The sequence below is a fragment of the Neiella marina genome, assembly GCF_002165625.1.
GTDB classification, from domain to species: Bacteria; Pseudomonadota; Gammaproteobacteria; order Enterobacterales; family Neiellaceae; genus Neiella; species Neiella marina.
Genome location: NZ_NGNS01000041.1, coordinates 1 through 9,568 on the forward strand (window position 1 = coordinate 1; position 9,568 = coordinate 9,568).

Here is a 9,568-nt window from a genome sequence, read left to right on the forward strand (position 1 = left end):
GCGAGATTACCCTATCAGCAGCGCAGATATACGGTGGGCTATCGGGCACTACATCAAGCAAATTCACCAAACAGGGATGCCAGAATTATGAGGGGATCCCCCAGCGCTCTTTGTTAAACGAATGAATGTTCGAAAAATTCATACTGAAGGGAAAACTGATACGACTAGAGCCAACTGGCGATATAGCGACATAGCGACATAGCGACCCATTTGAATAGCCATGCTTCAGCGAACAGTTCCCTGTTTGAATCTCAAAAGCTACAACCTTATAGCCTTAAGCAAGAACAGCCAAATAATGCTATATTTATAAACATCAGACGTATGATGCAAGTCACAAATTGCCATTACGAAGAATTGTTTATTTGGGCTAACCGACTGCTCCCCCCCTTCACGACATTCTTTATCAGTGAAGATGGATTGAGAGCAAAAAAAAGGCCCCAAACGGGGCCTTAACGGTTAAGTGAGTTGTTCATCCTTGCCCTTAGAGGCGCACTTGAACACCCAACTGGATCTTACGTTCGTTGATGAAACGCTTATCGACCAAGTCTTTCCACTGCAGGTATTGCTCTTGCTCTTCTTCGAACAAGTTAGTGCCTTGCAGCATCACTGTGACGATCTCATTGAAGTCATAGCTCACTGATGCATCAACATAGTGAGTAGAGTCTTGCCAACGAGCAAATGAGTACGGTGCTTTGTTGACGATCCACTTGAACTGCTTAGAGCGATAGTTGTGAGCGATCCGCGCTTGCAAACCATCTTTCTCATACCAGATTGCCAAGTTAGAGGTGTGCTCTGAGTTATCAGCGATTGGCATTTCGTCGCCATCGTAATCTCGAGAGTCACTGTCACTTGGCGAGTAGGTGTAGTTAGCTGTCACACCAAAGCCGCTCCAGATACCAGGCAAGAAATCAAACGCCTGCTGATAGCCAACTTCCATACCTTTAATGGTACCGCCGTCACCGTTTGACTTAGTGGTGGTAGGCGTCACACCAGTAAACTCACCGGTATTGACGTCGTAACCACGGACTACACCATCACTATCCGGCTGTGGCAGGTAGACAGTTTCTTGGCTAATGAACGATTCGATGTCCATGTAGAACGCGCCAACACTGAAGATGCCAGAATCATCGAAGTACCATTCCCAAGAAATGTCATAGTTCTTCGAGCGCCATGGATCCAAGTATGGGTTACCCGTTTGGCTCGCACCGGTGGCACAGAATACTGTGTCGCCATTAGCAGCCGTCACGTTACAGCTCTTGTCACGGTTGATGGTGACACCACCGGCCAAGTTCAAGGCATCGTGAGTAGTCACAGTTTTAGTGAACGCACCACGTAGCTTCATGTCATCGGTGATTTCCAGCGACAAGTTGAGCGATGGCAGCCAATCGTGATAATCACGCTTAGTGTTCACCACTGGACCGATTGGGTTTGGTGAACCTGGACCACCACCAACGATGTAGGTCTGGCCATCAATCTCGTAAGTGGTATCAGACGTGCTTTCGTATTGGTTAATATCGAACTCAGTCTTAACGTAGCGGAAACCAAAGTTACCGGTGTAAGCCAAATCAAAGACTTCGCCATCCAAGTTACCTTGCAGGTAATAGTTGGTGGTTTCTTCGGTCAAGTCATAGGTATTGGCATTGGTGAGCATTTCATAGTTCGGCACACCATAAACGTCTTCGTGGAACTTGGTTGGGTTGTTCATCGACTTCGGATTAACGAAGTACAAGGTACCCAAGCCGGTAGTACCTTCGAAGTCATTGATGGCTTTAATTTTGCCTGCCAATACTTCATCGTTGAATGAAATTGGCGCAATGTATGATTCACCAGTAAACGGCGCGCCAATCTCAGAGTCCTTCCAACGAGCCAAGAATGGGTCGCCATAGGCATTGGTCGCTGGCATCACGCCATACCAACCTTCGGTATCAACATCGCGTTCGGCATAACGAGCACCGAAATCAACAGATACCAAGTGGTCCCAATCAAACGCATACGACACATCAAAACGGTAAGCGTCTAACTCAGCATCTGAGTAGTAACCTTGCAAGTTGGTTGAGGTCAGGCTGTAGCGATCAACATTGCTACCCAACACTTCTTCAGTAATCGAACCATCGGCTTCAGTTACTGTCATGGTTGGCATGGAGTAATGAACCTTGCTGCCATAACGAACATGAATTGGGATCATGTAGTGAGAATCTTCTACCGGAGTACCATCAGGTAGCTGAGCCCACTGGCCCTGATAACCCCATGGGTTAGATGGGCTGATTGGTACACCACCTTCTCCCAGATAAAAGCGGTTGCCCTGCTCACCAGAGTTGAAGTATGAATCAATCACGCTTTGTGATTGGTCTTCACGCGCTTCACCATGGACCCAACGAATCGATGCTTTGATCTTGTCACCATCATCGTAATCAAGCTGCAAGTTGGTGTTAACCGCTTCTTTCTCAGTGTAATGCGTTTCTGAGTGAGTCATGGTACGGCGAGCTTGCAAGGTACCGGCATGGAACGAGTTGTACGCGCCGTCTAGAGTTTCATACTCGCCAGTATCTGAGTTCAGCACGATATTGTCGTGTGCGGTGTAGCCGTCGGCATCTGGAGTGAACCAGCCAGTAACACCCGACCAGTCTTGTGACGCATTGAACGCCGCAATGTATTCGTACTCTTCCATATCGGTGTAGAACACATCACCAGTCAGTTGCAAACTGTCAGTGATATTCCACTGTAGCGAGCCGTTAATACCATTACGCTCACGCTCGATGAACTTGTTGCTGGCAGCGTGACCTTGGAAGGCGTAGTAAATATCGTCAGTGGTGCCATTGCCGTTAGCGTCAACTTCATCAACTACGAAACCAGTCGCTTCGCTGGCGTTAAAGCCCCAGTCATTACCGGTCGAACCAACGGTGTAATCTGCCAAGTGAGTCTCGTCGCGAGACACATTGATGTAAGCGGCAACGTCACTATTCCAGTTATAAGACGTGAATAATGCCAACTTAGTATCAGTGTCGTCGCCCATAGAACCATCTGCAACGGCGGCTTTAGCTAAGAAGGTTAAGCCTTCATCCATATCAATAGGGCGAACAGTTTTCAGGTTAACAACACCTGACATACCGCCATGCATGGTCTTCGCTTGCATCGACTTGATAACGTCCAAACCATTGACCATGGTTGATGGAATATCATCAAAGTTCGGCTGAATCGTCGTAATTGAGCCAGCCGATAGCATTTGTTCACCGTTCAGCGTGGTCATTACCTGAGGGGTACCACGAACACTAATCGATGAACCTTCACCACCGGAGCGGTTAATCGAAACACCGGTAATACGCTGTAATGAATCAGCGATGGTGGTATCCGGCAGCTTACCGATATCGGTTGCAGTAATCGTATCGATCACTTGGTCAGCGGCACGCTTGTCCATTACCGACTTGGTCATTGAGCCACGAATACCGCGGACCTGAATTACTTCCGCTTCTTCGTCAGCGGCGACTTCTGCCGCGACAGATACGGTTGGAGCCATTGATAGTACTGCGACAACACTTGCTGCCAGCAGACTAACTTTAAATTTGTTCTCTAATTGAGCCATCTTAATAAGCCTCATTTATGTTCTGTCGAGGGACTTGTCCACCTCTCCTTGAGCCCTTCCCCTGGGGTAAGGGTGGGGACAAATGACATCCCCCCGACAGAATAATTTCCTAGTTGCTGGTTGCTGTTACTCTGCAGATGCTTCGAGCATCACGCTGTCGACATAGAACTTGGCTTCAGTTGCGGTCGCATCCAAACCTTGGAAGCGGACACCGTAGCCTTTGATTTCTTGGTAGCCAGTGATATCGAGCATCAGCGCCACTGGTGCACCGTCAACATTGACTGCAGCTGGCCATTGCTCTACATCGTTGCCATCGGCATCAACGCCTTTAACAAACATGTGAACATTGACATCAGCACCAGCACCTTCGGCGTAAGCGGTCAGTTTGATAGCAGTTAGGCCATCTTCGAGCAGCAAGCCAGGGTAGGTTTGCAAGACAACGTTGCCAGGCTCAGTTTCCGCACTCAGGTCTTTCACTAAGCTCATTGAGTTAGTGCCATCAACACCCCAATCTTCTGAAGGAGTCAGGCCTGAAGTTGGCGCCCAGTTGACTTGACCTTCCCAGCCATTGAGCTGTTCAAAGTCATCGTAAGTGGTGTCACCGTCAGCGTTGCTGAAGCGAACGTAGTCAGCAAAGAACTTGGCATCCGTTGAGGCCGCATCGAAGTTGATGAAGCGAATACCAAAACCATTCAAGTGGTCGATTTCGGTCAGATCAATGGTCAACTCAACGTTGTCTGCATCGACTGCACCGCTATCAGTCCAAGCATCATCTTGGTCTTTGACGAACAGCATCACTTGCGCACCGGCAGCATTCATTGCTGTGGCATCAACTGTGATTGAGTCGTACATGCTGACGTCAATACCGCCTTCTGGGTAAGTTTGGATGATGACATCGGTAGCACCTTCAACTTCAGTTAGGTCACGGAAGAAGGCAATGGCTTGTTCGCCTGCGCTTGACCAAGCTTTTGAGGTCGCAAGACCCGGAGCACCGCTCCAGTTGATTTGACCTTCATAGCCTTCAACTGATTCGAAGTCTGCAATCAGCTCGTCATCCAACATCACTGAGTCGATAAAGAAGCTAGCGTCAGTTTGCGTTGCATCCATGTTTTGGAAACGCACGCCGTAACCAGTGACTTCAGTGTAACCAGTGATATCTAGGCTTAACTCAACTGCTTCGCCATTAATGGTGGTTGCTTCTGGCCATTGCTCGACTGGGTTGCCATCAGCATCAAGGCCTTTGACAAACATGTGAACGTTGACGTCAGCACCAGCATTCATGGCATAGGCCGTTAGTGACAGAGTGCTTGGGCTATCTGTCGCAATCACAGGGTAGGTTTGTAGAACCACGTTACCCAAATCAGCAATTGCAGTCAGATCTTTGCTTACGCCCATCGACTTATCGCCATACTTCGACCAAGCAGAGCTGTATGCCAAACCTGTGGTTGGGCCCCAGTTTACTTGAGCTTCAAAGCCGTCAGTGTGGTCAAAGTCGGCAACAGTACCGGCTCCGGCTTTTTCGATACCGCCAGGCAGATCGTCGTTATTGACCAGCGCGCTGTAGCTGTAGTTTTCAGCAATAACCGCTGGATCCATTGCAGCAGGACCGATAGTCGCAGGGTTGTTCCAGTCTGAATCACTGTTCCAAGTGATGTAGAACGACCACATGGCGCCAGTTTCATGCATGAACTCAACGTTCGGCACGGCACCAGTTTCAGTCAAGGCAATCAGTTTCTTACCGTTGAAGTGTTCCTTCAGGGTATTGAATTGACCAACAAATGGCGCATCCGGATCGTGACCATCAACATAGCCATCGAAACCAGCGATATCGACGTACTCATCACCTGGGTACCAGTCCATATCGAGACGGTCAGTAAAGGTGTATGCCCAGATCAGGTTGTTGAGACCATGATGAGTTGTGAAACGGTCATACATCAGCATCCAAAGTTCTTTGTATGCATCAGCACCAGTTGCACCCCACCAGAACCAACCGCCAGCAGCTTCGTGGATTGGACGCCAAATGACAGCAAGGCCAGCATCCTGAAGTTTCTTCAGCTCAGCAGCAACGATGTCCATGTCAGCAATCAACGCGGCATAGTCATCACTTGAGGTATCAGCCAAAGTTGCGGCTAGATCGAACGTTGTGTTTGCTGTGTAGAATTGGCCTACTTCACCTTCGGCGTGGCCAGAAGGTGCGCCCCAGTGCCAAAGCGCAGACAGAACAACGTTCTTGTCGGCTTGCGCCGCAATCATGTCTTCGGTCAGAGTGCCTTTGTCTTTGTCGGGATGATCATCACGCGACTTGGAGTAATCCATGAAGTCAAACGCAACAATGGCTGGCGCTTCACCGCCAGTGGCATCAACGACGCGTTGGTAATCACGCAAGCCATAGTTGCCGTTGGCATAATCTGAGTATTCGGTTTGGCCGGTAATAGTGTTGGTACCGTAGTGGCCAACCATAAATTCCATCAAAGCATATGCTTCGTCGGTGGAATTTTCATTCACTAGAGTTGCAGGAACTGGCAGTAACGGCGCTTCACCAGAAGATGGCACTAACTTAATGGCGTCAACGCGGTAATAGTTCCAGCCACAGCACACTGTTACTTCAGTGGTGCCCTGCTCAAAGTTCACCGTACCAACACGCAGTTCTTCCCATGCGCCGGTTTCTTGCAAATCAAGGCTGTACTCAACGCCATTGACGCTCAGAGTACCTTGCTTGCCGCCATAGCCTGCGCCGATAGCATAATTGAGATACAACGAGTACAGGCCTGCTGATTCAGCATCCATCTCAACATCGAATACCACTTCAGTGCCCGGTAGCATGTCAGACAAGTGAGCGTCGCCGCTGGCACCTGGAATGAACATTTCATGCCCTTCAGTGGCGATCTCTAATTCAGCACTGAAGCGTGCTTCTTCAGCCTCAAGGGTAATCACTGCGTCCGGATCAAACACGGTGATCTTGACGTCATCCATCAATGGATTGCCGTCTTCATCATTGACGACCTCACCGGCGCCATCTAGGGCGACGAGTTCAAATTCATAGGTTTCGATGCCATCAACTGTTTCAACAACAAACGTGAATTCAGGAGAAGTCCAATCAATGCCTTCTAGTGGTTCACCCGCTGTTTGAGTCCAAAGCAGTGTTTCATTTGTTACGGTACCCGTCAGACGGCCGCTAATCGTGATATCTGTGCCAGGTGCGTACTCTGCATCTTCACCAGCGAGAACTCCCAATGGACGCTCTTCTGGTGTGTACTCGAAGTCTTTGTTATCAGCACTTCCGCCATCGACACAACCGGTGACGCCCCCCATCAATAACGCAGCTGATAGCAACGTGATTGACGATTTGCCACTCATATTAAATTTCATTTTCCACCTCATGGTTGCTTCCTTTGCCGACCCCCGAGTCTCGCAAAAGAAATGAACCGGTTCACCTTGTTTCCCTTAAAAAACCGGAAATGCCTCAAACTACTGGACGTAACCGGTTTCGATTTTTGTAGTAACACGGTGAAGGTAAACAAACTGTTTCAATGTTGCAATTAAGCAATGAGTTGGTTGCTTCAGTTCTTGAAGTGAGTCACGAAATAGCCCAGTTAGCCCTGCGCTAAGCACCCTATTAAAACGCAATCATGGTCAGCTAAGGCTAACACTTGATCATCTTCACAAAATCTAACAAAAATATCATAACCAATTGTTTTTAATTAATTTAAAAACAAACCATGTCGCTTTATAAACATCGAGTTATTGAAGTTAACCAGCTCGAGTGACTGCTTGCAACAGTCGCGCAACGAATTGAGTCCCGGAGTAGAGTAACCAGAAGATAACGATTAAACATCGACCAACCATTATCGGACCCCCAGAATGAATGTAACCGTTTACCTTTAGGTTGTTTTTGTTTCATCCCGCATGAATGACAAAACAATGGAACAGCTTTTCATTCTACCAACAGTCAACGACTGGGACTGGACAAAAAAATGCCCGCAACATGCGGGCCAGACGAAGAGGTCTTAGGGGGAGTATTGGCTTACACCAATGAAGTGCGCTAACTAGCACACGAAACACACTCTTTCTGCGTGATAGCAATTCAGTTAAGGCTGACGGTAAGTCGCTACATTTGACGGCGTTGACTGGCCGGATTCATTAAAGGCCGTCACCCGGTAATAATATGTTTGGCCAGACTGACGCGGCATTGGGTCCGCAAACAACACATCAGTGTCGGGGTTGAAACCATTGCGGCCATCGGAAATACCATCGCCAATAACAGTCCAAGGGCCAGCTTTGCTAGTGGCTCGTTCAAAGCGATACCAACGGCCAACCGGCGATCCCAGCCACTTAAAGTTGTTGGGCGTATCAATAGCTCTGAGTTTCGGTGGCTGCGGTATAGGTAGTGGCCGCATGTTTTGTTCGCCGTCCATTTGCGCGATGGCCAACCTGACTCCATCCGATATCGCCATCTCTTCGTTACGATAATTTTCAGCGGCTCCGGGCAAATGATAGGCGTAGTGGCCGGTATACTCCTGATGCCAATAATAACCGCCATCATGGCGATGACCCCGATAACCCCAGAACAAAGCGCCAGCAGCTTGCGCACCGTTGTGATCTTGGTGCACCGCAGCCTGCATGACTGAGTTCAACAATTCAGCGGTTTCCAGACCAAACTCGCCAATGAAGTAGACCTTTTTGCCATCAATGGCCTTTAAGTCCTTGAGCACCTGATCAGGGTTGTTATTACCATTAACGGTATAGAAATGATTGGTAATAATGTCGACATTTGGGTCGGTCAACGAAAAGTCATTGACCTTAAGATAAGTGCCATCAATCACCAATTGATTAGGTGCTTGGCTTTTGATTAACGCCGCTGTTTTGCTGACAAAATCCTCAGTCGACATTTTTAACTCATTGCCGGTTTCCCATGCCATGATGGCCTTTTCTTCAAAGTATTTGCGACCAGTAATGGTGTTGGTTCGGTTGATTACCTGTTTAATAATGCTCTGATAGGCGGCATAGGTTTTACTATTGGTGTTGTAAAAATCATCTTCGTGTTCATCATAGAATGCCGCCAAATCCTTGCGCCCCCCCCACCATTTCCAATGGTCAACAAAGGGCAAAATCAACCGTAAGCCGTGCTTATCTGATAGTGCGATCATCCGGTCATAGTGAACCATGGCTGCTTCGTTGAGCCTTGGCATACTGTCTTTGGTTATCGGAGCCAATATGTGAGTCTCGCGCTCACAAGCCTCATCCCACTCGGTGGCGATCGACAGCACATAAACCCGCATGGCCTTATGGCCTGTTAACACCAATGACTGAATCCAGTTTTCCTGTTCCTCAGCGGTTGGCCACTTAAAGTACTGCCCCCAACCTCGCGGATCTTGTGGGCACTTACCGCGCGCTTGATCTTCGATGCGATGGAGTTCTGGGGCATGAATACCGGCAAACCGAAATACCTTGTCACCATCTTTCAGTTGATGACCGTCACGGCTGATGAAGTGATCAAATGCCATTGCTGGCGCGGTTGCTAAAGTCGCTAGCAGACATGCTATCGTCAGCTTTTTCATAAACTACCTACTGTTAAACTTTCTCCGCCGATACGAATCCGATCAACTAGCTCGCTGATCGCCATCATCGCCCGACCATTGTGATAAGGCGCTTTCCAACCGCCTGCTTTGTAGTAATCCTGAGCACTAGGCTGATCAAGCTTTGATAGATATAGCCATTCACCAAACTCATGGTCTTTGTGGTATTGATTGATGAATTGCCAAATCCTATCGAGCGCCTTCAGTGCTTGCTCATTACGTGTCAAATAAAACAAGTTAAGAAACCCCACTAAAGCCTCGGCCTGAACCCACCAGTGGCTCTCAGGATGGTTAGTGCGCTTGATGCAATCAAACTGGTCGAGCACCTGACCACGCTCGCCAATACCTTCGGCCAATGTGGTATCCGCTAACTTCAACACCACTGGCGTTAAACGCTGTAACCGCTCTTCGT

The 9,568-nt window shown here is 48.5% G+C and carries 4 protein-coding genes; all 4 read right to left on the bottom strand.

The window, feature by feature from the left end; translation table 11 throughout:
- Positions 1–481: 481 nt before the first annotated feature.
- On the bottom strand, positions 482–3,580 hold the full coding sequence (locus tag CBE68_RS18500) for a TonB-dependent receptor (RefSeq protein WP_158100673.1): 3,099 nt from the start codon (positions 3,578–3,580) through the stop codon (positions 482–484).
- Between the two features lie 126 nt (positions 3,581–3,706).
- The gene (locus CBE68_RS18505) at positions 3,707–6,949 is read right to left on the bottom strand and encodes a glycosyl hydrolase (RefSeq protein ID WP_158100674.1); all 3,243 of its coding nucleotides are present in this window, start codon (positions 6,947–6,949) and stop codon (positions 3,707–3,709) included.
- 719 nt (positions 6,950–7,668) lie between these two features.
- Positions 7,669–9,138, bottom strand: coding sequence for a glycoside hydrolase 5 family protein (locus tag CBE68_RS18510; protein ID WP_087507708.1), 1,470 nt, complete (start codon positions 9,136–9,138; stop codon positions 7,669–7,671).
- Positions 9,135–9,568, bottom strand: a 434-nt coding sequence (locus CBE68_RS18515; RefSeq protein ID WP_198959876.1) for an AGE family epimerase/isomerase, incomplete at its 5' end; no start/stop codon positions are given. The genes CBE68_RS18510 and CBE68_RS18515, both read right to left, overlap by 4 nt.